20 protein-coding genes are annotated in these 24,525 nt (G+C 70.0%); 14 read left to right on the top strand and 6 right to left on the bottom strand.

Features of this window, described 5'->3' with window-relative positions; genetic code table 11:
• Positions 1 to 263: 263 nt before the first annotated feature.
• The gene (locus AC5R91_RS22300; RefSeq protein WP_495393268.1) at positions 264 to 3,560 is read left to right on the top strand and encodes an NAD-glutamate dehydrogenase domain-containing protein; all 3,297 of its coding nucleotides are present in this window, start codon (positions 264 to 266) and stop codon (positions 3,558 to 3,560) included.
• Positions 3,561 to 3,683: 123 nt separating this feature from the next.
• Here AC5R91_RS22300 and AC5R91_RS22295 read toward each other — a convergent pair whose 3' ends face one another.
• Positions 3,684 to 4,898 (bottom strand): serine hydrolase domain-containing protein, encoded by a 1,215-nt coding sequence (locus AC5R91_RS22295; RefSeq protein ID WP_495393267.1) that lies wholly within the window; start codon positions 4,896 to 4,898, stop codon positions 3,684 to 3,686.
• Between the two features lie 494 nt (positions 4,899 to 5,392).
• Here AC5R91_RS22295 and panC point away from each other — a divergent pair, with 494 nt between their 5' ends.
• The 9 genes from panC to AC5R91_RS22250 all read left to right on the top strand — a co-directional run bounded on the left by panC (position 5,393) and on the right by AC5R91_RS22250 (position 15,489).
• A complete protein-coding gene (gene panC, locus AC5R91_RS22290) occupies positions 5,393 to 6,277 on the top strand; it encodes a pantoate--beta-alanine ligase (RefSeq protein ID WP_495393266.1) in 885 nt (294 codons plus the stop codon).
• A complete protein-coding gene (locus AC5R91_RS22285) occupies positions 6,274 to 7,683 on the top strand; it encodes an aldehyde dehydrogenase family protein (RefSeq protein WP_495393265.1) in 1,410 nt (469 codons plus the stop codon). The genes panC and AC5R91_RS22285 overlap by 4 nt, the downstream gene beginning before the upstream one ends.
• 147 nt (positions 7,684 to 7,830) lie before the next feature.
• A complete protein-coding gene (locus AC5R91_RS22280) occupies positions 7,831 to 8,604 on the top strand; it encodes a methyltransferase (protein WP_495393264.1) in 774 nt (257 codons plus the stop codon).
• The gene (locus AC5R91_RS22275) at positions 8,601 to 9,884 is read left to right on the top strand and encodes an MFS transporter (protein ID WP_495393263.1); all 1,284 of its coding nucleotides are present in this window, start codon (positions 8,601 to 8,603) and stop codon (positions 9,882 to 9,884) included. Before AC5R91_RS22280 ends, AC5R91_RS22275 begins: the two co-directional genes overlap by 4 nt.
• 17 nt (positions 9,885 to 9,901) lie before the next feature.
• Positions 9,902 to 11,293: a histidine kinase gene (locus tag AC5R91_RS22270; protein ID WP_495393262.1), complete on the top strand. Its 1,392-nt coding sequence runs from the start codon at positions 9,902 to 9,904 to the stop codon at positions 11,291 to 11,293.
• A gap of 5 nt (positions 11,294 to 11,298) precedes the next feature.
• Complete coding sequence (locus tag AC5R91_RS22265; RefSeq protein WP_495393261.1) at positions 11,299 to 12,306, top strand: C-terminal binding protein; 1,008 nt, start codon at positions 11,299 to 11,301, stop codon at positions 12,304 to 12,306.
• A 62-nt stretch (positions 12,307 to 12,368) separates the two neighbouring features.
• Positions 12,369 to 13,229 carry an isocitrate lyase/phosphoenolpyruvate mutase family protein gene (locus tag AC5R91_RS22260; protein WP_495393260.1) on the top strand — a complete coding sequence of 287 codons (861 nt, stop codon included), beginning with the start codon at positions 12,369 to 12,371 and terminating at the stop codon, positions 13,227 to 13,229.
• Positions 13,226 to 14,395, top strand: a complete 1,170-nt coding sequence (aepY, locus tag AC5R91_RS22255; RefSeq protein WP_495393259.1) for a phosphonopyruvate decarboxylase — start codon at positions 13,226 to 13,228, stop codon at positions 14,393 to 14,395. Before AC5R91_RS22260 ends, aepY begins: the two co-directional genes overlap by 4 nt.
• Entirely contained in the window at positions 14,377 to 15,489 is a 1,113-nt protein-coding gene (locus AC5R91_RS22250; RefSeq protein WP_495393258.1) for a phosphonoacetaldehyde reductase, read from the top strand. The genes aepY and AC5R91_RS22250 overlap by 19 nt, the downstream gene beginning before the upstream one ends.
• A gap of 54 nt (positions 15,490 to 15,543) precedes the next feature.
• Here the strand turns inward: AC5R91_RS22250 and AC5R91_RS22245 are convergent, their stop codons facing one another.
• Both AC5R91_RS22245 and AC5R91_RS22240 read right to left on the bottom strand, forming a co-directional pair.
• The gene (locus AC5R91_RS22245) at positions 15,544 to 16,464 is read right to left on the bottom strand and encodes a D-2-hydroxyacid dehydrogenase (RefSeq protein ID WP_495398030.1); all 921 of its coding nucleotides are present in this window, start codon (positions 16,462 to 16,464) and stop codon (positions 15,544 to 15,546) included.
• Between the two features lie 80 nt (positions 16,465 to 16,544).
• Complete coding sequence (locus tag AC5R91_RS22240; protein WP_495393257.1) at positions 16,545 to 17,765, bottom strand: aminotransferase class III-fold pyridoxal phosphate-dependent enzyme; 1,221 nt, start codon at positions 17,763 to 17,765, stop codon at positions 16,545 to 16,547.
• A 536-nt stretch (positions 17,766 to 18,301) separates the two neighbouring features.
• Between AC5R91_RS22240 and AC5R91_RS22235 the strand changes: the two genes are divergently transcribed.
• Positions 18,302 to 19,114 carry a ferritin-like domain-containing protein gene (locus AC5R91_RS22235; RefSeq protein WP_495393256.1) on the top strand — a complete coding sequence of 271 codons (813 nt, stop codon included), beginning with the start codon at positions 18,302 to 18,304 and terminating at the stop codon, positions 19,112 to 19,114.
• 124 nt (positions 19,115 to 19,238) lie between these two features.
• A complete protein-coding gene (locus tag AC5R91_RS22230) occupies positions 19,239 to 19,505 on the top strand; it encodes an acyl carrier protein (RefSeq protein WP_495393255.1) in 267 nt (88 codons plus the stop codon).
• A gap of 113 nt (positions 19,506 to 19,618) precedes the next feature.
• On the opposite strand, the gene AC5R91_RS22225 is transcribed toward AC5R91_RS22230, so the two are convergent.
• Complete coding sequence (locus AC5R91_RS22225; RefSeq protein ID WP_495393254.1) at positions 19,619 to 20,167, bottom strand: YbaK/EbsC family protein; 549 nt, start codon at positions 20,165 to 20,167, stop codon at positions 19,619 to 19,621.
• Positions 20,168 to 20,314: 147 nt separating this feature from the next.
• Here AC5R91_RS22225 and AC5R91_RS22220 point away from each other — a divergent pair, with 147 nt between their 5' ends.
• Positions 20,315 to 20,611 (top strand): YiaA/YiaB family inner membrane protein, encoded by a 297-nt coding sequence (locus AC5R91_RS22220; protein ID WP_495393253.1) that lies wholly within the window; start codon positions 20,315 to 20,317, stop codon positions 20,609 to 20,611.
• 94 nt (positions 20,612 to 20,705) lie between these two features.
• Positions 20,706 to 21,407 (top strand): cyclase family protein, encoded by a 702-nt coding sequence (locus AC5R91_RS22215; protein ID WP_495393252.1) that lies wholly within the window; start codon positions 20,706 to 20,708, stop codon positions 21,405 to 21,407.
• A gap of 47 nt (positions 21,408 to 21,454) precedes the next feature.
• Here the strand turns inward: AC5R91_RS22215 and AC5R91_RS22210 are convergent, their stop codons facing one another.
• A complete protein-coding gene (locus AC5R91_RS22210) occupies positions 21,455 to 23,299 on the bottom strand; it encodes a SepX/GlpR family protein (protein WP_495393251.1) in 1,845 nt (614 codons plus the stop codon).
• A gap of 584 nt (positions 23,300 to 23,883) precedes the next feature.
• A complete protein-coding gene (locus AC5R91_RS22205; RefSeq protein ID WP_495393250.1) occupies positions 23,884 to 24,519 on the bottom strand; it encodes a GNAT family N-acetyltransferase in 636 nt (211 codons plus the stop codon).
• Between the last annotated feature and the right edge of the window lie 6 nt (positions 24,520 to 24,525).

Raw genomic sequence — 24,525 nt, 5'->3', positions numbered from 1 at the left:
GTGAATGGATGAGTCGAAGCTCGAAGTGCGCAGCCGCGCCCTCGTGGCCGGACGGGTCGGCGGGTGGTCCGAGCTCGGCGTAGGGCGTGTATGGCGCACTCGTCCGGCCGTCGGGAGTGTCCGGCTAGGCCAGGCGCCTCGACCAGGTCCATGCCTCGACAGCGGTCGGGATCCGGTCACCGTGGGTACGTCTCGAGATGCGATGAGTTCGGGGCGTCCCCGGCCCGCGACGCCGTCGTCCCCGCGCCTGACAGGGAGCTGTGATGGTCACCTCGATACCGGCCCGCGACATCGCCTCGGCCCGGGCGGAGGCGGCGCAGGAAGCGAGTCGCGGCCTGGCCGAATGCGGTGCGCCGGGGGTCGCGCTGCGCGAGGTCGACGGTGACCACCCGCTGGGCCTCTGGCTTGCCTGGCCGGCCACGGGACCGCCGCTGGCGGACGTCGTCCCGCTCCTGGTCAACCTCGGCCTGCGCGTCGCCGACCAGCGCACCCTCGAGATGTTCGAGGGTTCGGCCGCGGTGACCGTGGATGAGTACCGGGTACTCGGCTCCCGAGACCTCGCCCGGCACGCCGTCCGCCAGGTTGACGCCCTGCAGGAGACCCTCCAGGCGATCTGGTCGGGCCGGGCCGACAGCGACCCGCTGGATCAGCTGCTGCTGACCGGCCCGCTGCAGGCCCGGGAGGTCGGCCTCCTGCGAGCGTTGCTGCGCTACCTGCTGCACGCTGGCCTGCCGCTGAGCGAGGCCTACGGCCACCGGGTGCTGACCACCCGACCGGCCCTCGCGCGAGATCTCGTCCGGCTGTTTCATGCCCGGCTGGATCCGGAGCGGGACGACGCCGAGTTCGCCGCCGGGCTGGTGGCCCGGATCGACCGGGAGCTGCGAACGGTCGACGGCATCGACGAGGACATGCTGCTGGCCCGGTTGCGTGACGTGACCCTCGCGATCGTTCGGACCACCTACTACGTGCCTGGCGCCGCACTCGCGGTGAAGCTCGACCCCAGCCGCCTGCAGTGGCTGCCTCGTCCCGTCCCGGTGGCCGAGGTGTTCGTCAGCACCCCACGCTTCGACGCCCTGCACCTGCGGGCCGGGATCCTGGCCCGGGGCGGCATCCGCTGGTCGGACCGCAGCGAGGATCTGCGAGCCGAGATCCTTTCTCTGATGAAGGCGCAGCGGGTCAAAAACGCCCTGGTCGTCCCCGACGGTGCGAAGGGCGGGTTCGTGTTGCGCCGGCCACCGCGCGATCCGTCCCGGCTCGACGCCGAGGCGCGGGCCTGCTATGCCGACTTCGTCGGGTCGCTGCTGATCCTGACCGACGACCGGACCGATGCGGGCATCACCCGCTGGCCGGGTCTGCGGTGCCGGGACGGCGAGGACAGCTATCTCGTCGTCGCCGCGGACAAGGGCACCGCCGGCTTCTCGGACCTGGCCAACACGCTTGCCGTCGAGACCGGGTACTGGCTGGGGGACGCGTTCGCGTCGGGGGGGCGCACCGGTTACGACCACAAGGCTCTGGGGATCACCGCGCGGGGGGCCTGGGAGTCCGCTCGTCGTCACCTCGCCGAGATCGGGATGGACGCCGACCGGGATCCGATCAGTGTCGTCGGGATCGGCGACATGTCCGGGGATGTCTTCGGCAACGGCATGTTGCAATCCCGGCACCTGCGCCTGGTCGCCGCCTTCGATCATCGGCACGTCTTTCTCGATCCCGACCCGGATCCGGAAGCCTCGTACACCGAACGCCGGAGGCTGGCCGCCCGGCCGGCGAGCAGCTGGGCGGACTACGACCGCGCCGTGCTGTCGGCCGGCGGCGGGGTGTTCCCGCTGTCGGCGAAACGGGTTTCCCTCACCCCCGCGGTGCGGGCGATGCTCGCCGTCGCAGACGAGTCGCTGAGCATGGACGCGCTGGTCCAGGCGATCCTGTCCGCGCCCGTGGATCTGCTGTGGAGCGGCGGCATCGGAACCTGGGTGAAGGCTTCGCATGAGGATCACCACGCGGTGGCGGACAAGGCGCGTGACCGTCGTCGAATCGACGCCTCCCAGCTACGGGCCGCCGTTGTCGTCGAGGGCGGCAACCTCGGGCTCACCGGGGCGGCGAGGGTGGAGTACTGCCTGGGCGGGGGACGTTGCAACAGCGACTTCATCGACAACTCGGCCGGTGTCGACTGTTCGGACCGGGAGGTAAACCTCAAGATCGGGTTGGATATGGCCGTACGTGACGGGGCGATCGATCACACGAGGCGTAACCGGATGCTGGCGGATGTGACCGAGGACGTGGCCAACCAGGTGCTCGCCGACTCGGCCCGGCAGGTGCTGTCGCTGAGCGTCTCGGAGCAGCAGGCCGCGCTGTCGCCCGAGGGCATGGTGCGGCTGGCCGCTCATCTGATCGAGTCCGGTGACCTCGACCCGACCGTCGACGAGGTCCCGACCGAGGAGGTGGTTCGCGGCCGGATGGGGCACGGGCCGACCTTCACCCGCCCTGAGATCGCGCTGCTGCACGCCTACGGCAAACGGATGATCTATGAGAAGATCGTCGACTCGGACCTGCTCCAGGAGCCGATGGTCGGGCCGACCCTGGACGCCTACCTGCCCGCGGCGCTACACCCCGTGGTCGGACCGCGGATCTCGCGTCACCCCCTGTGGCGCCAGATCGCCGCCTCGCAGTTGACCGACGACGTCGTCGACCGGGCCGGGCCGGGATTCCTGTTCCGGCTCACCGAGCTGTCCGGAGCGCATCCACTCGACGGGGTTCGCGCGTTCGTCATCACCCGTGACCTGTTCGGGCTGTCCTGGGTGTGGGAAGCCGTGGACGACTACTGCCGTAGCGGCGGAAGCGTGGCGATGGCCACCGGTCGTGACCGCGCCCGCGGGCCGGTCCGGAGCACCCCGGCCGATCCGGCCGTGGAGATCCTGCTGCGGTGCCGTGCCCTGCAGGAGAAGGCCGCCCAGTGGATGGTGCGCCGACGGCCGAGGCCGCTACGGCTCAGCTACGAGACGACGCGGTACCTCGACGGGGTCAGCGACATCGCCATGGCCCTGCCGGACACCCTGAGTCGGCTGGGCGCGCGGGAGGAGCTCGACGCCGTCGAGACCCTGCACGAGCGGCTGATGGCGGCCGGGCTGCCCGCGCGCACCGCGGAACAGGTCTCCCGGCTCGACGGGATGGTCAACGCCCTCGACATCGCCGACGTGGCGCTGCGCCACGACGCGGCGGTGACCGACGTCCTCGCCGCGTACGTCGATCTCAGCGTCCGGCTCGGCCTGGGTCGGCTCGCCAGTCGCATCGTCGACCGGCCGGAGGACTCCTACTGGGAGGTGATCGCGAAGGCGTCGCTGCGGTCAAAGCTGGCCAGCAGCCAGGCCCGGCTGATCGAGAGACTGCTGGCGACGGCGGGAGACGACCTGAGCGGCACCCTCGGCCGGATGGCCGCCAGCGACGGTGCCTCCCGGGTCCGCGCGGTGGTGGTCGAGGCGGACCGCGCGGCGTCGGTGAACAGCGCCATGGTCACCGCTGTCCTGCTGCGGCTCGACGACCTGGCCGGGGTTGCGGAGGCAACGTGAACGATCCGCGTCGGGGTGGCCCGCGTCGGGGTGGCCCGCGGTCCCACCGTCTCCTCCCGCTCCGCCGTACTCAGCCGACCCGACTCGCAGCCACGCAGGATGGCGCACGCCTTTCCCAGCCGGCTAGTCGATCACGGCCTGGTACACGAGATTCTTGAATACCCGTTGGTAGTGCCTGGCCCGCCAGTATTTCTGGGTCATGAACAGTCCGATCATATCCTCGGCCGGGTCGACGAAGAAGCTGGTCGACCCGCGGCCGAGCCACCAGTAATCGCCCGCGGAGCCGAGGACCTCGGAGAGTCCCGACTGCTTGCGCACCGCCACGCCCAGGCCGAACGTGTACCCGTCGCGCGGCATGTAGTCGGGGCCGGTGCCGTACAGCGAACCGAGGTGGTCGGAGGTCATCAGCTCGACCGACTTCCGGCTGAGCACCCGCTGGCCGTCCAGTTCACCCATTCCCAGCAACATCCTGGTGAACCGGAGGTAGTCCCGGACGGTTGAGAAGGCGCCGCTGCCGCCGGAGAGGAAGGTCGGACGCGAGGTGAGGTCGCGCATCACCGTGTCCGCGGCGAAGGGCTCAGCCGGCTGCACGATCAGGTGGGCACGTTCCGGTGGGACGAAGAACCCGGTGTCGGCCATGCCGAGTGGGGTAAACACGCGATCCGCGAGCAGAGCGTCCAGCGGCTGGCCGCTGGCCACCTCCAGGAGGCGTCCCACGACATCACCGGATCGGCCATATTCCCAATGAGAGCCCGGTTGCATGGCCAAGGGCAGCTTGCTGAACGAGGTGACGAGGTCCTGTGTGGACGTGGTATAAGCGACGTCCGTGTGGTCGAACTCCCTGATACCGGCCTCCTTGTACAGTTTCAGGATCCAGGGGGTTCCGAAATACCCGCCGACGATGCCGGAGGTGTGCCGCAGCAGATCGATAACAGTGATCTCGCGTTCCGCGTCCACAAGGCGGTATCCGCCGTCCGACGAGGATTCGCCCACCCGCAGGTCGGCCAGTTCGGGCAGAAACCGCCCGACGGGATCGCCGAGGTCGAGGAGTCCCTCCTCGTGCAGGCACATGGCGGCCACGCTCGTGATCGGCTTGGTCATCGAGTAGATGCGGAAGATCGCGTCCAGCGGCATCGGTGTGCCGGTTGCCGGCGTCACGGTGCCGGCCTGCGCGGTGTACGCGACCTGACCCCGGCGGTACACGAGCGCTACCGCGCCGGGCAGCCGGCCGTCGTCCACATGCGACGACAGCATCCGGTCGATCCTGGCGAGCCTGCTGGACGACAGGCCGACCTCTTCCGGTATGGCGCGGTCACCGAGATCCGTTTCTGGTTCCACCGGGTTCCTCTTCGTTGGAGAGAATGCCTGCTCCCCTATCAGGGCTGAACCGACCGCGAGCGGCCCGAGCGGTGCCGGTTCGCCTGGTTGCGACGCACTGCGTATCGTCAACTTCCGCGTTTCCCGGTGCACGAGACTCCGGCTCGATAGTCGCCGGTGTTGTTCCGGGCCGCGTTTGCTGGAGAGGTGACACCCGGCAAGATTTAATCTTCATACCAGATTCCGAGCGGGCCGGCAAGCTCTCGCAACGGCCGATCGAATAGGTTCCAAGCCGGGTGTCGTTGCGCCGTAAGGCTACGCCCGCGCGGCGGCCCTGCGCTGCCGATGTATGGACGATCGAGGAAATCTCGATCGAGCGATAGGAGATGCGGGCGGCAGCCGCGCCTGCCCATTGACATGTCGCCACGATCCGGTTAGATCATCACCACACGGATTCTTGGTCACGCTGCGGGTGCGTGGTCGATCAGGCCTGAATCGGCTGTGGAGGGGGCACGTTGCTAAGGGTCCTGCACACGATCGAGGACGTACGTCAGCAAACGCGTGAATGGCGCTCCGCCGGTTCCTCCATCGGCTGCGTCATGACCATGGGCGCTCTCCACGAAGGGCACCTGAGCCTTGTCGACGCCGCTCGGAGAGAATGCGACAAGGTCGTTCTGACCTTGTTCGTAAATCCGATTCAGTTCGGACCCACCGAGGACTTCGACCGCTACCCCAGGACCGAGGAGGCGGATTTCCGCGCCCTGCGCGACCGGGAGTGCGACGCGGTCTTCGCACCGGCCACGGAAACGATCTTCCCCTTGGGCGAGCGGCGCATCGAACAGGTGCGTACCAAGGTCGTCGTGCGCGGGTTGACCGATGTGCTGTGCGGCCCGCAGCGCCCGGGACACTTCGACGGGGTCACCACCGAGGTCCTCAAGATGTTGCACATTGTCGACTGCGATCGGACCTACTGGGGCGAGAAGGACTACCAGCAGTTCGCCGTCATCCGGGCGATGGTGGAGGATCAGGGGCTCCCGGTGAAGGTAGTGCCCTGCCCGACCATGCGCGACGTCGACGGCCTGGCGTTGAGCAGCCGCAACACGTATCTGGACGCCGGCCAGCGGACGATCGCCCCGCGGCTGTACGCGGAGTTGCGGCGCGGCGCGCGTCGGATCGCCGAGCACGGCATCGACGTCATCGGCGAGACCACGAAAGATATCGCGGAGACCCTGCTGGCGCGCGGATTCGACCTGGTCGAGTACGTCGAGGTGTACACCGGTTCGCTCGGCCCGGCCGTCGCGGGCACAGCAGTGGAGGAGTTGCGCGTCTTCGGGGCGGTGCGCCTGGGTGGCGCACGCCTGCTCGACAACGCCGCCGTCGCCGACGAGGTCGGCCGATGAGCGCAGAAAAGGGTCTGTTCTCCGGTGGCCGGTGGTCGCCCGGCGTGGGCGTCACGGAGGTGCGCAACCCCTACACCGACGAGGTGGTAGGGACGGTGGTGCGCGCAAGTCCGGAGCAGGCGCTCAAGGCGGCGCGCGGGCTTGCCGGAGTCAGGTCTGAGCTCACCGCATACGACCGAAGCGACATCCTCACCTCGACAGCGGAGCTTCTCCACCGCGAACGGGACGATTTCGCGAGCACGATCTCCCAGGAGTCCGGTCTCGCCATCATGGACGCCCGGCGCGAGGTGGACCGCGCCGCCACTCAACTCCGGTACTGCGCGGAGGAGGGCAAGCGCATCACCGGCGAGGCGATCCGAACCGACGTCACCAGTGCTCGGCAGCGGCGCCTCGCGATCATGACCCGGGAGCCGATCGGCGTCGTGTGCGCCGTCACGCCGTTCAACCGACCGCTGAACCAGGTCGTCACCAAGGTCGCCCCCGCGATAGCCGCCAACAACAGGGTGATCGTCAAGCCGTCGGAGAAGACCCCGCTGAGCGCGATCCGCTTCGTCGACGCGCTCCTGCGAGCCGGCCTGCCACCCGACCTGATCGCGTTGGTGTGCGGCGAACCCGGTGAGCTCGTGGACGCGCTCATTCATTCCGGACACATCGACATGTTGACGTTCACCGGCAGCACCAGAGTGGGCCGGCTGCTCGCCGCGTCAGCCGGGATGATCAGGCAGACCTACGAGCTCGGGGACAGTGGCGCGCTGGTCATCATGGCGGATGCGGACATTCCCGCGGCCGTTGCGGCGGCCACCGCGGGCGCATTCGCCACCTCCGGACAGTCGTGCCGCGGGGTCAAACGCATCATCGCGCACGGGGACGTCGCCGACGAGTTCGTCACGGAACTCGCCGCCGCTGCGTCGGCCCTGGTGGTCGGCGATCCGGGGGACCCTGCGACCGACATCGGCACGCTGATAGACCGGGACGCCGCCAGCGAAGTGGAGGCCCGCGTGGCTCGTGCCGTGGCCGCGGGCGCGCGGGTGTTGTGCGGGGCCCGGCGGGTGGGCGCCCAGTACTGGCCGACCGTTCTCGACCACGTGCCACGGGACGCGGATCTGGTGCGCCTCGAGACCTTCGGCCCGACGGCGCCGGTGATCAGAGTGAAGGACTTCCCCGAAGCGGTGGAGGTCGTCAACAACACTCGTTACGGCCTGCAGGCAGGAATCTTCACCAACAATCTGGACCACGCGCGCCGGGCCGCCGAGCTTTTCGACGTGGGCGCGGTCGTGGTGAACGGAGGACCGCAGTTCGAGTCGCCCAACATCCCGTTCGGCGGGGTGAAGGACAGCGGTATCGGTCGTGAGGGTGCGAGATACGCGATCGAGGAGATGACCAGGGTCAAGACCCTTGTCATTTAGTACTTCTACCGGATCAGAAATCTGCGCGAACCCGAGAACACGGTGCGTTCTCGAACCGAGGAGGAAAGGTGACCGCTCTCACCGCCGGCCGTGCCACCGCCGGCCGTGCCACCGCCGACCGGCGTGGCCGCCCCCGGGGGGACCTCCGTGATCGCTGACCACGAGATCACCAACTCGAAGGCGGGCGCCTGGGACCGGCTGGGTAGCGCGTACTGGAACCGCAACTACGACGGCGGTCCGAACCCCGCGGCGTGTGCCCAGTACCTCGAAGGTCTCGCCGCTGGCGAGCGGGTGCTTCTGGTGGGCGCCAGCACCGTTGCACTCGCCCGTGCGGTGCTCGACGCCGGCGCGGAGCTGGTGGTCGCGGACTTCTCCGCGGTGATGCTTGCCGAGCTGGAGAACCTGATCCCGGGAAGGGCCGAGTTCGTTCGGGTCGACGTCACCCGCGCCGACTCGCGGTTCGACGCTGCGTTCGATCTCGTGGTGGCTGATCGACTTGTCAACAGGTTCGTCCGCGCCGAGCTGCGCAGCGCCCTGCGTACCCTGTCCGCCGCGGTGCGCCCCGGCGGGAAGATGCGGCTGAGCTACCGGTTGGGGCTGTACGAGCGGGACGAGGCGGTGCTCTCCGAGGCCGCTCGACGCGGCGTGCTGTCCACCGTTTTCGACGAGGCGGAGTTCGACGTCGACTACAGCGCCGCAGCGGAATGGCTTGGCACGGTGTTGCCGCGGCACGGGGACATCCCGATGGACGTGCTGGTCGACTTCTACGTGGCCAGGGGACGAGAACACCGGATCAGAGCAGGCGAACTCGACGAGCTGGCCGCACAGGATGTGCCACGCGGCCTCCGCTACGAGACCGCACACCTACGGGTGCCCGGCCAGAGCGATGACTTCCTCCTCCAACTCACCCGCCTGGCATGACCGAGGACACCGGGCCGCGCGACTTCCGCGTCCTGTGGCGCGGTGAGTCGATCAGCCTGCTCGGCGACCGGGTGGCCACGTTCGCCGTGCCGACCATCGCGATCCTGACCCTGCACGCGACCACGTTCGATGTCGGGCTGTTGACGATGGCCACGTACATCGCGTACCCGGTTGCCGGTATCGGTGCGGGGCTGCTCGTCGATCGGTTCACCCGTCGGCGGATGATGGTGGTGGCCGGTGCCGCGCGCCTCGTATTGTTCATGAGTATTCCGGTCGCGGAGCGGTTCGGTGTGCTCACGATCGAGCAGCTACTCCTGGTCGTCGCCGTGAGCGGCTGCTTCACCCTGCTGTACGACGTGGCGTTGCAGGGGTATCTGCCAATTCTGCTACCCGGCGACGATCTGCCGCGAGGCAACGCCGCGGTCGAGGCCTCGCGGAGCACCTCGCAGGTTATCGGACCTGCGCTCGGCGGGGCGCTGTCGAGCGCATTCGGGGCGACCTATGCGGTGGCCCTGAACGCGACGTCCTTCCTCGGCTCCATTCTCAGCGTGCTGTCCGTGCGGACGTGCGAACCACCGGCCGAGCCGCGCTCACCAGGGGACACCATGGTCGGCAGGCTCCGGGAGGGTTTCTTGTTCGTGTTGACCCACGACCTGCTGCGACCTCTCACGCTCTGTGCCGCGGTGCGAAACCTGGGCATCACGGTGACCAAGACGGTGATCTTCCTGTACGCCTACCGAGCGCTCCACCTCTCCGTCCACGCCATGGGAGTGATCCTGGCAACCGGAGCGGTCACGGCGGTGCTGGGCGCATCGGTCGCGGGGCGCGCGGTGCGGAGATTCGGATACGGCCGGACGCTGCTTTTCACGGTCGCCGAGGGGGTGATGTGGCTACTGGCGCCGCTCGCCCTCCTCGGTCACCCGGCCCAGGTCCTCGGGGTGGTCGTCGCGCTCGCCTCGCCCTGGCTGCCGATCTGGAACAGCCAGGTGGCCGTCGCGCGCCAGGTGTTGGCACCCGTCCAGCTACAAAGCCGCGTGCTCGCCTCGATACGGACGATCGGTTGGGGCACCCTGCCGCTGGGATCGCTGCTGGGTGGCGTGCTCGCCGTCGTCTTCGTCGGCGCGTTCGGTGAACGGGCCGGGCTCGCCCTCACGATTGTTGTGGGTGGCCTTATCGCGACGAGTGCGGGCAGTTGGCTGCTCGCTCCGGCCGTGCGGAATTCGCGGCAGGTTCCTCGAGCACAGTGGTCCGCCAGTCGGCCGGCCGTCGAGGTTCCTTGAGCAAGGAGCGACTAGAATTGCTGTTGGATACATTCAAGATCGTTCACTGGATGAACGCCAGGAAGATCACCAGTCACGATCTCGCGGTTCGGTTGAAAATCGGCGAAGAGGAGTTCGGTCAGCTACTCGCCAATGATGAGTTCGACGTGTCGGACGATTTCGCCGAGTTGGTGGTCAGGCAGCTCGAGGTCGAACTCCCACAGATCTCCGGGGGGACCGGGAAAAACCTCGTGGTGATCCGTACGACGGCCGAGATGCGGGCTACATGTCGTGCCGTGCGGCGCGACGGGATCCATTTCTACAACTACTACACGATGGCGGCGCCGGCCGGCAGGGTGGCGCCGGTCGTCCTCGACATACTGTGTCCCGGCGACCGATTGCCCGCGTTGAACAACGGTCACCTCGAGCCCGCGATCACGGTGAACCTGGGCCCGGGTGACATCAACGGCCGCTGGGGAACCGAGCTCACCGAGGCGACGTGGCGGCGGATGCGTGCGGGGACTTCAGCCGTGCCGTGGGTGGCCGGCGACTCCTATGTGGAGCCTTCCTTCTGCCCACACACGTACTCCCTCGCGACGGACGTGTCCGCTCGAATCATCTCCTACACCGGAATGTCCGGGCTTCAGGCCCTGGTGGGGGAGACGAACTCCTGGGCCGACCACGCCTTCGAGGCGATGGTGGAGTCGGTGTCCGACGGCTCGCCCGCGGCGGTCCTGCGCAGCGCGCTTGCCCGTCGTGGTCACGACATGACCAGCCTGGCCAGGGACACCGGTATCCCGCACGGGCGTCTCGCCGACGTCGCGGACCTGACCCTCGACGAGGTGCGCGCGGTTGCCAGGGTGCTCGCGACGGACTACCGGACCCTGCTCCCCGCGATGCGCGAACACGACCAGGTCGGCAAGACGTTCTGCTCGGTGGAGAGCAGCGTGGCGAGCATCCGCCCGTTTCGCAGCTACGAGGTCGCATCCCTCGCCGCCGCATCGCACCTGCCCGACCTGACGGGGCTGTACCTGCACGTTGACAACGGCACGCCGGAGCCGGTGCTCGATCTCTGCGACTTCGCGGAGACTCACTACTTCGTGCTGGACGGCGAGATCACGCTCTGGTGGCGGCAGGAGAGCGGGCGTCATCAGGAGAGCCGGCGTCATCAGGAGAGCGGGCGTCATCAGGACGGCGATGGGATCGGCTCCGCACGGCTGACCGGGGACGGCAGCGCATGGGTGTCGCCGTTCGTCGCGCACGGCTGGTCCGGCTCCGGATCGGTGGTGAAGCTGGGCAGCGGGCGGCATCTGTCCTATGTGGACTACATCGAGCTGTCCAACACGTTCCAGGCGCAGCGGGTGCTGCGCCGAGGGCGTCGCGATCGGCTCGGCTGGGGCTACGACGCCCAGAAGGGGGCACCGAGCTGATGCGGGTGGTGTACACCGATCCGGCGTGGGCCGTCGACGGGCACGGTGAGCTCGATCCGTCGCTGGCGACGATCGAGCGCGAGACCTACGGGGAGGATGTCGAGCTCGGGCTCGGCGTCCGTCGGGACGGCCGGTTCCTCGTCGACGGTGCGGAGTTCGACAGCCACGTCGCTGGTGCGGACGCGCTGGTGGTCTACCGTGCCCTGGTTACCCCGCGGCTGCTGGACGCGGTGGGTCCGTCCTGCCGGGTCGTCGCACGTCAGGGGGTGGGGCTGGACAACCTCAACGCCGAGTTGTTGCGGGCGCGGGGGCTGTGGGGCTTCCACGTCCCCGACTACTGCGGCGACGAGGTCAGCACCCACACCCTGGCCCTGGCACTCGCCCTCGAACGCGGCGTCTGTGTCCAGGACGGGCTGGTGCGCAACCGCTCGTGGAACATCCACGCCGGTCGGATTCCCCGGCGCACCGCCGGGTTGACCGCGGGCATCGTGGGTTTCGGCAGAATCGGCCGTGCCACCAGCCGCAAGCTGCACCCCTTCTACGGGCGGATCGTCGCCTACGACCCCTACGTTCCGGCGGACCAGATGGCCAGCCACGGCGTGGCATCCTGCGCCTCGCCGGCCGAGCTCTTCGCCGTGTCGGACGTCATCGTGCTGCACCCGGAGCTGACCGCCGAAACCGAACGTCTGGTCGACCGGACCCTGCTCCGGTCGTGCGCGCCCGGTGCGTTGCTCGTGAACACTGCTCGCGGCGGTCTCGTCGACCTCCCCGCGGTGCTGGACGCCCTTCGCGACGGACGCCTCGGCGGGTTTGCCTCGGACGTCTTCTCGCCGGAGGACCCCAACGACGACGAGGTCGGTCGTGAGTTGTTGTGCAGGCCGGACGTCATAGTCACCGCTCATCGGGCGTTCCTGTCCGCCGAGTCGGAGGTCAGCCTGCGGCAGCGGGTCGCCGCCGGAGTGCGGCACGTGCTGCGAGAGGGGCAACCGCCGCCCTCAGGCCGGGTCGCGTGAGCCTGCTGTGCCCGAATGAGGCGCGGCCCCGAATGAGGCGCGGCCGATGTGGAGGACATGAGATGCGGAGAATCACGAACAGGACCTTCCGGGAGGTGCTGGCGGAGGGTCGGGCCGTGCGTGCCGCGGGGGTGCACGACGCGCTGGGAGCGATGCTTGCCGAGCAGGCGGGCTTCGCCGCGGTCTGGGCGTCCAGCCTGGGAATCTCCGCGGCGCGTTGTCTACCCGACGCGAGCCTGCTCACAATGACCGATTACCTCCAGGCCGCGGTCCAGATCCAGCGTCGGGTGGGAATCCCGGTCGTCGCCGACTGCGACACTGGTTTCGGCAACAACCTCAATATCGCCTATCTGGTGCACGAGTACGAAGCGGCGGGAATCAGTGCGGTCTGCATCGAGGACAAGCACTATCCGAAGATGAACAGCTTCGCCCCCGGCAATCACGACCTGCTCGAAACCACCGCCTTCGCGCGGAAGATCTCCATCGCGAAGCGGGTCCAGAGCGGCGACGACTTCTTCGTCATCGCCCGCACCGAAGCCCTGATCAGTGGACTCAGCGTCGACGAGGCGCTGAACCGCAGCTACGCGTACGCCGAAGCCGGCGCGGACGCGCTGCTGGTCCACTCCAAGCAGCGGACCAGCGCCGAGGTGCAGGCGTTCCTCGAGCAGTGGGACGGACGCAAGCCGGTCGTGCTGGTGCCGACCACGTACCCCGGGTGGCACTTCGACGACGCGGTCAAGGCGGGTGCATCCGTCATTATCTACGCCAACCAGGGACTTCGGGCGACGATCGACGCGCTGCGGGCCACCTTCCACACGATCATCACGCACGGGAGTTCGGCCGACCTCGAGGACGACCTGGCGTCATTGAACGACGTGTTCGAGCTTCAGCGGCTGCGGCAGTGGCAGGAGCTGGACCGGTGATCGACGCCGACTGGTTCTGTTCGCGGTTGATCGCGCGCGGTTTCAGCTCCGCCACCGGTGTGCCGTGCTCGTATTTCGCCGGTCCGATCGAGTGGCTGTCGCGCGACAAACGGTATGTGCCCGCGGCGAACGAGGGCGCTGCCCTGGCCATTGCCGCGGGTGCGGCCCTCGCGGGCTCGCGCACCGCGGTCTTCGCACAGAACTCCGGGCTGGGCAACCTGATCAACCCACTCGCCTCGTTGCAGATGACCTATGACATTCCGGTGCTCGCGTTCGTGAGCCTGCGAGGCTGGCCCGACCCGTCGCAGGACGAACCACAGCACGCCGTCATGGGGCAGGCCACGGCACGGCTGCTCGACGCGCTGGGCGCGGCCAGGTGGTTGTTGACCGCCGCGGCGAGTGACCTCGACGGCATCCTCGACGAGGCAGAGCGTGAACTGGCCCGCGGACGTCCGGCGTTCGTCCTGGTCGAGAAGGGAGCCATCGCCGGGGTCGTCGAGGATGGGGAGGTCGTCGAGGGCGGTGAGGGCGGTGAGGGCGGTGAGGGCGGCCTTCCCCCGCTGTGCACCCGGGCCCAGGTACTCCGTGCGATCCTGCCCGACCTGGGTGACCTGCCGATCATTTCCACGACCGGCTACACCTCGCGCGAGCTGTTCACTCTTGGCGACGCGGACAACCATTTCTACATGCAGGGCTCCATGGGGCACGCGGCGGCGATCGGCCTGGGGCTTTCGCGCACGTTGTCCGACGCGCGGCCGGTGGTCGTCCTGGACGGCGACGGCGCGGCGCTGATGCACCTGGGCACGATGTCGACCATCGGTTTCACCGCCCCCGCCAACATGGTGCACGTCCTGTTCGACAACGGCTCCTACGAGTCCACCGGCTCGCAGGCGACCACCTCGCCGATGACCGACTTCGTCCAGATCGGGCTGGCCTGCGGGTACCGCCACGCGCGCGAGTGCTCGGAGCTCGGGGAGGTGCAAGCCGCGCTGCGCATGATGCTGTCCACTCCTGGACCGCACCTGCTGGTTGTGCGCGTGGCGTCCGGTCGCGGCACCGCTCCGCCCCGGGCGACCTCCGCGATGAGCGCACCGGAGATGCACCGGCGCTTTCGTGCCTGGGTATCCAGCCGTGCGGCGGAGAAACCGTGCACCCGCCGGACGTGATCAGCGCGGCCGGCTGCGTGTCGGTGCTACCGCGGCTGGTGGGTGCGGGCAGGCGTGTGCTGGTGGTGGCCAGCGCCCGAGCGTTTCGAGCGACCGGGATCGAGGAGTTGCTGGCGGTAACCGAGGTTGCGTTGTTCTCCGGCTTCACCCCCAACCCCCGCCTGGACGATGTGGTCGCTGGGTGTCGATTGCGGGACCGATGGCGGCCGGAGGTGATCGTCGGTGTCGGTGGCGGCAGCGCACTCGACGTGGCGAAGTTGGTCCGCCTGCTGCCCGCCGACGTCGAGCACGCTCGCGGGTCGCTGCACGCGACGCGGTACGAGCCACCCGCGGAGCGAAGGCCGCTCGTGCTCGTGCCGACGACCGCCGGCCCGGGCAGCGAGGTCACCCGATTCGCGACGGTCTTCGAGGGCGACACCAAGCTGTCGCTGGACCACCCGTCGGTGCTGGCCGACGTTGCCGTCATCGATCCCGACCTGGCGGCGTCCTGCCCACCGAGCCTTGTCGGAAGTTGTGGCTTCGACGCACTGTGCCACGCCGTCGAGTCGTGGTGGAGCAAGCGGTCGACCCCGCATTCCCGCGAGTTCGCGAGCGAGGCGCTGCGCGCCCTCGTCCCCATGCTGCGGCGACCGGTGTCCGAACCGGACGCCGCCGGGCGGAGCACGTTGGCGGCCGCGGCCCTCGCCGCGGGCCGAGCCATAGACATCACGAGGACGACGGCGGCGCACGCCTTCGCGTACCGGTTGACCACGCGGTACGACGTGCCGCATGGCGTGGCCTGCTTGCTGAACCTACGGTGGCTGCTGCGCCACAACCTGGCGATGGCCGAGCGGCCCGGCGTCGAGCCGCGGGTCATCGAGCAGCTCGCGGCCATCATCGAGGTGCTCGGCCTCGGGGACAGGGAGCCGGCGGACTACTTCACCGACTACCTCGCCGGATTCGGCTGGTCGCCGCGGCTGAGGGACTACGGGATCAGCCGCGAGGCGCTTGGGTCCATCGTGGATGCGGGGCTGAGGTCCCGGGCCAGGGTGGAGAACAACCCGTTCGAGCTGGACCGCCATGAGGTGTTGCATGAGCTTTCTGCGATCTTCTGAGCGCGAATCCACGACCTGAGCACCCGCCGGACGGTTCTCACATCGTCGACTGGGTCAGCCACTCGAGGCCCCGGTGGGCACATAACCCAGCCGCTTGTCGACGACGTTGCGGAGGGGATCTCCGGACAGCCAGCGCCGGTAATTGTCGACGAACAACTCGGCGAGCGCGGGCAAAGAGCCGACGAAGTCGCCCGACATGTGCGGCGACACCAGCACAGCGGGCATCGCCCACAGCGGTGAGGAGGTGGGAAGGGGTTCGGTGTCGAAGACGTCCAGCGCCGCGCCCGCGATGACACCGTCACGCAGGGCCTCAACCAGGTCCTCGGTAACCACGAGCGCCCCCCGGCCGACGTTGATCAACCGGGCGGACGGCTTCATCGCGGCCAACGTCGAGGCGTTGAACATGCCCGCGGTCCGCTCGGTCAACGGACTCGCCGCGACCACGAAATCCGCGTGCGGCAGCCGCCGCGTCAACTGGTCGAAGTCGCGTACCACGCCGAAGTCCGGATCGTGGTCGCGACAGGTGCGCCCGATGCCCTCGACGCGCATGCCCACCGAACGCAAGGTCCGTGCAACCGCGCGGCCAATGGGCCCCGTGCCCGCGATCACCACGGCACCCCCGTCGATCCGCTCGGTCTCCCTGTGCTGCCATCGGCGTTCCCGCTGTGCCGCGAACGTGCCGGCGAAATCCTTGGCGAAGGTGAGCACGAGCCCGAGCACATACTCGGCGATGGGGCCTTCGAAGACACCCCGTGAATTCGTCAGCACCACGTCGCCGTCTCGCAACGCAGGGAAGAGCACAGCGTCCACGCCGGCGCCGGCGACGTGCACCCATTGCAGCGCGTCCGCGGCGGGCCAGGCCGCCTCGACCCCGGTACACCGGAAGTCCCACACGAAGAGCGCGTCCGCTCCGCGGAGGTCCTCGGGAAGTCGTTCAGCCGTGGTGTAACGGACCTCGGCGCTGGATTCGACCATCTCCAGGCCGGGTGGGCGTCGGCCAGCACACAACACCGCGACCACCGGACGCCCCGCCCGACCACGCCTCGTGGCAGTGCTCACGTCCCACCGGCGCGGCCACCGGCGGCCGACCAGACCAGCTCTATGCCTTCGACCAGTTGCGCGTCAGGAATGGTCAACGGGGGCGCCATGCGGATGCGTTCACCGTGCCGGCCCCCGCTGAACACGAGCGCGCCACTGGCGAACGCTCGGCGCACCAGTTCCCGGCTGACGACCGCGGTCGGCTCGAAGGACAGTGCGGGGCCGGTCGCGTACACAGCGCGCGCCAGGCCGGCCGCCTGAAGCCGGCCGGCGAGTTCCTCCAGCCGGGCGCCGACGGCCGCGCCCATGGCCGCCACATCGTTGCCGTCGATGTAGCGGGTCACCTCATACGCGGCGGCGGTGCCCAGGGTGCCGGTCTGGAAGGTGTGCGCCAGATACACCGGATCCGCTCCCGCCTCCAGAAAGCGCTTGTACACCACGGCCGACAGCGGGTACATGCCGTTGGTGAGCGACTTGCTGAACAGGACGACGTCCGGGTCCAGACCCCAGGCCGCGGACGGGCTGAAGACGCCGTGCCGGAAGAACCCGCACTGGATCTCGTCGGACACGGTGACCACCCCCGCCGACGCCGCGGAGGCGGTCACCTCGCGCAGCCACTCGCGGTCGAGAGGCACGTACCCGTTGGCGCCCTGCACCGGCTCGTAGATCATGCATGAGACGCCGTCCCAGTTCCGTGGCACGGCGCCGGGAGTCAGGTGGATCACCTCGGGCGCGAGCAGGTCGACGAAGCCGGTGTCGTGCAACGAGAACCGCCGCTGCACGCTGGTAAGTGCCGCCGCGTCGACACCGAGGCCGTGGAACGCACCGTCGATCGACATCACCCGGCCCGGACGGGTGCGGCGGGCCAGGGCCAGCGCGGCCGCCACCGCGAAGCTGCCACCCACCTGGTACAGGACCCGCCGGCTGTGCGGTTCGGGCAGCCGGGCACACAACCACCGCGCCACCCCGTCCGCCTCCGGGCCGTAGAACAGACCCGTGAGGTCGGACGACCGGGCCAGTGCCCGCTCGATCGCCGGATTGCGGTGGCCGAAGTTGACAGCGGCATAGGCCGACATGAAGTCGGTGCACCGGTGCGGTCTGCCCGCCTCGTCGATCAGCTCCAGGGTGGCGTTGTCGGCGTGGACCAGGATGTACCGCTGGTCGAGCACGCCCGCCTCGTCCAGCCGGCTCTGAAACAGCCGGTCCTCGGTACGCGGGGCCGAGTCGGCGATAGTCACCGCAACTCCTCCAGAACAGCCGCATCCGATCGAGGACCGTACGAAGCCGATGCGGTGGCTGCGTAGAGGCGATCCGCTTCGAGTGTCCGTGGCGTGATGCCGAAACCGGCACACCGACCACACCTGGCATGGCTCCGCCTTTGCTGAGCTACTATGATTCGCCTGACCGGCCGCCACCACCCTGACGTCGAATCACAATCGGTCCATGCGCGGAAATTATCGCGAGAGTGCGAGACTCCACGAGGGTGTCTTTGGTAGCTTTGTCGGAACGGTCCGGAAGCGGAATCGAGGATCTCTTCCCCTTTCCGCGGCGGCGTGCTCCCCGTGATCCAGGACCCGCCGTGGCACCCCGCCTACCAGGCGGACGCCGAAGGACCGATCTTCCCAGTACTCTCCTCCCCCACTGGTCGACCGAGTCCGGCGATAACCGGTCGCGATGGGCCGATTGAGATCCGAATAGCGGGTTGTCGCTGCCGCATGAAGACTCAATAGTGAGACCGGAAGGTCTGGCCAGGAGAAGCTCGGAAGGAGCGCAAATGCCGACCGCCACCTCTGAGGACGCCCACAGTTTCGAGGTTTTCCAACATTACGAGCGCCTTCAGTGGAAGGTTTCCGAGCTCGGGTTGGAAAACGTCCGCCGCGATCTGGTCGATCCCGCCTACATCTCGCTCGTCAAGGGTGTCGTCATGGGCGAGGCGACCTCGCTGCCCGGGCTGCACGGATTCCTCAGCGAGTTCGACGACGACTACGACTGCTCGGCCTTCGTGGCCGTCTGGGCCTACCAGGAACTCCAGCACCACTACGCGTTCCGGGCCTGGCTGAAGGCGATCGGCGTGCACATCGACCAGGCCAAGATCGAGGCGTTGCGCGAGCCGTACGAGCGTGGCATCACGCCGAGCGCCACCCTGGCCACGAACGTGATCTCCGAGATCATCGTCAACACCGCCTACCGGGCTCTCTCCGCCTGGGTGCGTGAGCCCGTCCTGTCCGACCTTTTCCTGCGGGCGAGCCGCGACGAGGCCGGCCACGCCCGCGAATTCCTGTACTACCTGAAGCGGCGGCTCGACCAGCACCCCGAGGAACTCACCTCGGTCCTGGAACGCATCCACTTCTACGTGACGAGCTCGCGGCTCAACCACCCGGTCGGGGTCTACAAGCATCAGCTCGTCGAGGAGATGCGGGGATACGAGACCGTCGACGACGTGATCGACGTCTACCTGCGGTTCTCGCCGCCGGACGAGCAGGACCGGCTCCAGGCCAAGCTGCGCCGCGCGCTCGGCAGCGCGCTCGGCCGGGACCTGACCCGGAACTCCGACATCCGGCAGGCCCTCGCCGACTCCATGGCGTGACGCCTCGGGCTTAGCCGGGCCGCCGTCGCGCCGTCGCGCCCCGGCCTCGCCGACCGGCGCGGCCGGGGCGCGCCCGTCGTCTCATCCGCATCGAACCGCCGACCGCACGATCCGAGGAGTTCCGATGTCGTCTGCCCACGCCGAGATCGTCAGCACGGTGACCGAGATCGTCGCCGGCGCGCTCCGCCTGCCCGCCGAGACCCTCGACGCGGACCGCAACCTGCGGACCGTCGAGGGCACGGACTCGGTGAAGGTCCTGCTCGCGATCGCCCGGATCGAGCGCGAGTACGGAATCGAGATCGAGGACGAGGACGTCTTCACCCTGACCACGATCAACGACGTCGTCCGCATCGTGCAGGCGCAGCTCGCCGAGACGACGACGACGGTCTGACGCCGAGCCCGCCAGCCGACCAGCCCGCCGCGTTCACCCGCCCGGTCGCCGGACTTCCCTGTCTTTCCAGAGTGTTGGGCGTCCGATTCGTCCCTCTGGACAGGCGAGGAACGTCAGGTGCCGAGGGCGTCGAGGACCTCGGCGGCGGGGAGGGCGGCGAGCGCCGCTCCGGGCAGCCACAGTTTGGAGCGGCGCAGGCCGGAGCCGACGACGACGCGGGGATGCTCGGCGACCACGCGGTCGATCAGCAGCGGCCAGTCGGCGGGCAGCCCGACCGGGGTGATGCCGCCGTACTCCATCCCGGTGCTGGAGACGGCCATGTCCATCGGCGCGAACGACACCTTACGGGCGGCCAACCGGCGCCGGACCAGCCCGTTCACGTCCGCCCGGGTCGTCGCGAGGACGACGCACGCCGCGAGCGTGGTCTCGGCCCCGCGCCGGGCCGCGACGACGACGCAGTTCGCCGAGTCGGCCGGCTCGACCCCGTAGCGCGCGCAGAACGCGGCCGTGTCGGCCAGCTCGGGGTCGATCTCCGCCACCTCGACCTGCTCGACGGGCGGCGCGGACACCGCGTCCGGCCAGGCCGCCAGCGCCGCCGCGGTGGCCGCCGCGAGCAGGTCCGGTCGGTGCAGGGCCGGCACCGGCTGGAGAACCTCGGTCATGGCAGCGAGCGTACGGCGCCGCCGCGGGCCTCGATCCATCGACTCGTTCGCGCCGACGCGCCCCCGCGTGTGGAGCGCGACGCCGGTCGGAAGCCGCCGGGCAGCACGACGTCAGGACGCGTCCTCGTAGCCCTCGCGGACGGCGACATGTCGCACACACCACCGCAGGCCAGGACCACGACCGTCTTCTTCGTCCAGGCGGCGCTGTCGTTCGCCGTGTCGCTCAGCGCCGTCACGTACGCGATCGCCCGACTGCCCGGCGACTCCTGGCTGCGCGCCTTCCTCTGGCTCGGCCTGCTCTACATCGTGACCTCTGCGTTCACGCTGGCCAAGTGCGTGCGCGACCAGCAGGAGGCGGCCAGCGTCGTCAGCCGGGTCGACCAGGTCCGGCTGGAGCGGCTCCTGGCGGAATACGACCCGCTGAAGACGCCGGTCCATCGCTGAGTCGACGCCGGCCACGGCAGCCGGAACGGGGACCGGCAGGCATGGTGGTGAGACGGCCCGCCGCGCGCGGGAATCCCCACCGCCGGAGGTCCCCATGCCGAGCATCCCCGTCGAAGGCGGTGCGCAGGGCTGCGAGCTGGTCGACCTGTCCGTGCCGATCGTCAGCGGGATGCCCGTGTACCCGGGAGATCCCGAGGTGGCCGTGGCGCCGGCGCTGCGCGCGGCCGAGGATGGCGTGAACGTGCAGCGCCTGCACCTGGGTTCGCAGTCGGGCACGCACGTCGACGCGCCCTGGCACATCGACGACGCGCTGCCCCGGCTCGACGAGCTGCCGCTGGACCGTTTCACGGGTCCGGCGGTGCTGGTCGACGTGCGCGGGCAGGCTGCGCAGGGGGCGATCGGGCCCGCCGCGCTCCCGGCGGGGCTGCGCCCCGGCGACGTGGTCCTGTTCGTGACCGGCTGGTCGGACCGCTGGGGGCGCCCCGCCTACCTGCGCCACCCCTACCTGGCGCCGGACACGGCCCGGGCGATCGTCGACGCCGGGGTGCGGACCGTCGGCATCGACGCTCTGAGCGTGGACCGCACCCCCGGGCCGGGCCAGGAGTTCAGCCTGGCGGCCCACCGGGTGCTGTGCGGCGCGGGGGCGGTGATCGCCGAGAACCTCACCGGCCTGGCGAGCCTGCTACGGGCCCGGGCGCAGGGGCGGACCGTCGAGATCTTCCTGTTCCCCCTGCCGCTCGCCGCGGCCGACGGCGCCCCGGTCCGCGCGGTGGCCCGGCTGGGCCCCCTGCCCTGAGCGGGCGGGTCCAGCGCCGCTCGGCGCTGTGCCCGGGCGGTGCCCGCTCAGCTCCCCACGGCGTGGCGATGCAGCAGCGGGTCGATCTCGACAGGGTTCTCGCCGGCCGTGGAGCCGCCGGCGGGTGCAGCCTCCGGGGACGCGATCAGCCCACCGTGGGTGCCCGGCGGGTTGATCTGGACCCGGCCGGGACGCGAGGTGGTCGGCCGGTTGGAGGGACGGACCACCGGACGGGCGGTCATGCGTGGGCCGGATGCCGCCGCGACCTCCCCGGCCTCCATCTCGACCTCCATCTCGACCTCGGTGCCCACCTCGACCTCGTCGTACTCGACCCCGTCATAACCGGCACCGCCGTAAGCGGCCCCCTCGTGGGCGGCCCCCTCGTAGGCGGCACCGTCATAGCCGGCACCGTCATAGCCGGCGGGCGCTTCGGGGCCGGCGGGCGGCGCGTAGCCGTGCAGGACCTCCGCGTGGCCGCCGCTCGCCGCGCGGCCCGGGGCGGCGTCCCACCCGGTCGCGGGAGCGTAGTCACCCGGCTCCTGCTCGCCGGCCGCGGCCAGCCCCCCGGGATGGGCTCTGCCGCCCGTCCACCGGGTCGGCGCGGGCTGCTCGTCCTGCCCGGCGTCGCCGCGATACCCGTGCTGGGCGGCCAGCAGACTGCCGAGGTCGATCGTCTCCGCCCGGGCGTGCGCGAGCTCTTCGGGGGTGAGCTCCTCCGCCGGCCGGGGACGCCCGCGCCGCTCGCCGGCGCTCGAGCCGGGCCCCCGCTCGTGTTGGGCGCCGGGGTCCCGCTCGTGTTGGGCGCCGGGGTCCCGCTCGTGTTGGGCGCCGGGGTCCCGCTCGTGTTGGGCGCCGGGGTCCCGCTCGTGTTGGGCGCCGGGGTCCCTCTCGTGGTAGGCGAAGGACGAGCCGATCGGACGGCGGCGGCGGCGGGCGACCCGCTCGGCCTCGATCCGGCGCTCGATCGAGACCCGGGTGATCGCCAGCCGGCGCTCGATCTGAGCGGCGCGCCGCAGGTGGACGAGATAACCGGCGAGCCCGAGATCGGCCAGGAGCTGCACGGCGATCCACATCCCGCCGAACACGGCGGCCAGCACGACGGTCACCGGGAACACCGCCGCCAGCAGGATCAGCCGCTGGCGGCGGACCCGCATCAGGGCCGCCCGCTCGGCGGCCACCCGGTGCAGGGCGATGGTGCGGCGGGAGTCGACCCGCTCGCCGCCGCGGACCGCGCCGTCGTCGCCGGCCGACCCTGGCCCGCCCGAGGCTCCGGACCGCGCCGACGATCCCGGCCCACCCGAAGTCGCAGGCCCACCCGAAGTACCCGGCCCACCCGAAGTACCCGGCCCACCGGGAGTTCCCGGCCAGCCCAGGGTCGCCGGCCTACCCGCAGTCGCCGGCCCGCCCGAGGTCCTGGGCGCGGCCTGCGCTGCGGGACGCAGCGGCGGCGCAGGGCTGGGCTGCGGTCCGACCGGGCCGGCCGGCGCGGCGTCGTCGGAGTCCACGGGAGCGCCGGGGCGCGCGGACACCCGCGCCGCGTAGGAGTCCCGCGCCGTGCCGGGCGGCGCGTCACGCCAGCCATCGGACTCGCCCTGCGCGGCCGCGAAGCCCGCCGGCGCAGACTCCACGGCGGCGTTGGGATCGCGCGAACGGGGGGACTCCGCGTGCGACATACCCGTTCCTCTCACCCCGCTGAGACGTTCATGGTCACTGTCGAATCGATCGGGATCGGCCTCGTCGTGGCCCGATGGGCGGCGGGAGAGCACCCGCATCGCCACCGTGAACCGCTCGGTGGAACGCTGCTCCGACGCCGAGTCGTGGCGGCGCAGCCACATGGGGATCAGGACAAATCCCCACACCGCGACAATCGCCGCCCAGATCAGGGCGCTCACCGGAGCACCGCCGTCCGGCCGGTGTGGATCCCGCGATGGACCGGCGGCGGAACCGGCACGATCCCCGCGCCGGACGCCGAGCACACACCGTCCGCGCAGGGCGCGGCGAGCGCGGAGGTGCTGACCATGCGGGGCCTCTTCTCGACACCAGCGGATAGCGATTTCGCTGTTGACGCTAGTGAGCGAAATCCACGTGGTCACCGACCCGAACCCCGCGTGTCGCATCCGCAATCGGATGGGCGATGGTCGTCCCCCCGTCGTCTAACCGACCCCGCGCCCCCTGTGTGGGCTCGGCTTGGCATACGGAAGCACTCGCAGATAGCACGCGCCTCCAGCAGGTCGCTGCGAATGAGCTCGGGCGTGTGTGTCAGAACAACGCGCCGTGACGACGACGGGCGGGCGTCCGGTTGCCGACACCCGCCGCCGAGCGGAGTGGAACTCGTCACCCCACCCACGGCATAACCCGGAAGCGGGCCCCCGGTCCCGCTCCGGGCCACCGCGGATCGGGGCAGGTGGCGGCGGGCAGCCGAACGGCGGGCAGCCGGGCGGGCCTGGATCGCGAGCCTGGCCCCGACCGCGGACGGTCAGGGCCGGCTGTAGCGGCTCTCCCGCCAGCGGCGCACGAGTCCCTCGGGAACGTCCTCGGTCGTCAGCGCGAATCCGAGGTGGTCACGGTAGTGGCCGTCGATGGCGAGATAGTGCCGGTGCAGGCCCTCCTCGCGGAAGCCGAGCTTGGCCAGCACCCGCTGGCTGGCGGCGTTCTCGGGCCGCACATTGGCCTCGACGCGGTGCAGGCCGACCGGGCCGAAACAGTGGTCGACGACGAGCGCGAGGGCGGTCGGGGTGATGCCCCGGCCGGCAAAGCCGCTGTCCACCCAGTAGCCGACCTGCGCGCTGTTGAAGGCGCCGCGGACAATCGTCGACACCGTCACCTGGCCGACGAGCCGGCCGTGGAAAACGACCCCGAACGGCAACGCCATGCCGATCCGCGCCTGCTGACGCAGCCGGTGCAACATCTGCCGATACACCAAGATGGTCTGGCGCTGCGCCCAGGTCTCGCGGACCATGACCAGGCCGGGCGGGGTCGCCTCCCACGGGGCCAGCCAGTCGGCGTTGCGCAGCCGCACCTCCACCCACGCGGAGGCGTCGCGCAGCCGCAGCGGCCGCACCGTCACCGGTCCCTCGGACAGCACCGCCGGCCAGCCCGCAGCCCGCACCATGACGTC

The sequence above is a fragment of the Frankia sp. BMG5.60 genome, from assembly GCF_059428125.1.
This window is presented reverse-complemented; position numbering and strand designations above follow the sequence as displayed.